1 protein-coding gene is annotated in these 1,218 nt (G+C 43.7%); it reads right to left on the bottom strand.

The window, feature by feature from the left end; translation table 11 throughout:
* Window positions 1-317: 317 nt before the first annotated feature.
* Window positions 318-1,218: 5'-nucleotidase C-terminal domain-containing protein (locus R8N28_RS25675; RefSeq protein ID WP_318183717.1), on the bottom strand; the 901-nt coding region annotated here is incomplete at its 5' end.

The following is a 1,218-nucleotide window of genomic DNA, read 5'->3' on the forward strand; positions in this document are numbered from 1 at the left end:
CAAAGACAAATTGTTTGAGAGCAGTGTTTGTAACGCCATTCACATCTTTCTCAGAATCATTGACTATGCGAATAAAAATGTCTCGCGAAATTTAGCCGATGAGCCTGCATATTTGAAAGACCTTATCAAACATAGAAGCCCAGCACATGGGCGTCAATAACACAAATGAACAATTTTTGAACAGATTGTGAAGGTGGAGAATTATCAGCAATTTATCGAAAATAAAAAACCGAAGCACAAAGCTTCGGTTTTGATTTAGGAGCTCTGACGGATTGATTCGATAGAACCATTCTAGTCAGAGCGTAAGGTGTAGAGTATTAGCTACCAGTTGCAGGACAGCCTTTCACTGCTTGGCTATTGCTGAAGTACTTGATGTTGTCTAGGTTCTTGTTGTAGCTATCCGCCGAGATTTGCGGGTTGTTTACGAAGAACTCACGCAGTACTGATGCGTCTGTCATTTGAGTTGATTCAACTTGGATAACTGGGTAGTCATCACCGCCTGCAGCGCTGAAGCTAATTACAGCGAACGTGTAAGTTGCGTCTAGGTTGAAGCCTTTACCGTTAATGTCAGTAATAGTTACTGAGCCAGCATCACAATCTACATCTAGAGTGATGTTGTCTAGTTGAGCGTAAGCACCAGAACCCGCAGATTTCGTAGCAACGACGTCTAGGTATTCTTTTACTTCTTTACCTGTCATGGTCGCTTTTGTTACGAAGTTACCAAATGGTTGTACTGTTAGTACATCACGGTAAGTGATATCGCCAGCTTGGATTGAATCACGACCACCACCGGAGTTCATCACACCAAAGTCTGCTTTCACTAGCTCGTATGTACGGTACGCTTCACCTAGTAGGTGGCCAAGGTTTGTTTGCTGTGAGCGAACTACACCGCGGTCGCCTTCAAGTTTGCCATCCGTAGAAGATACTTTAACGTCAAGCAGATCTTGACCTTGCTCTTGGTAAGTACGAAGAATTTGCTTAACTACAGCATCTGGCTTGATTTCTTCAGCGATGAATTGGTAGTCACCGTTCGCATCTTTTGCCTTTAGGTTAACTGGAATCAAAGCGTAGTTTGCTAGGTGCAGTTTGCCATCGTAGTATTCGAAGTCTGCACGACCCACATATTTACCCCACTCATGCGCTTGCATGATGTATGTGCCGTTTTGTTGGTCTGGAGCACACTCGTCACCTGGTTTGAAGTCTGCGTATTCGTTAGTA

Source organism: Vibrio sp. Vb1554, assembly GCF_033344235.1.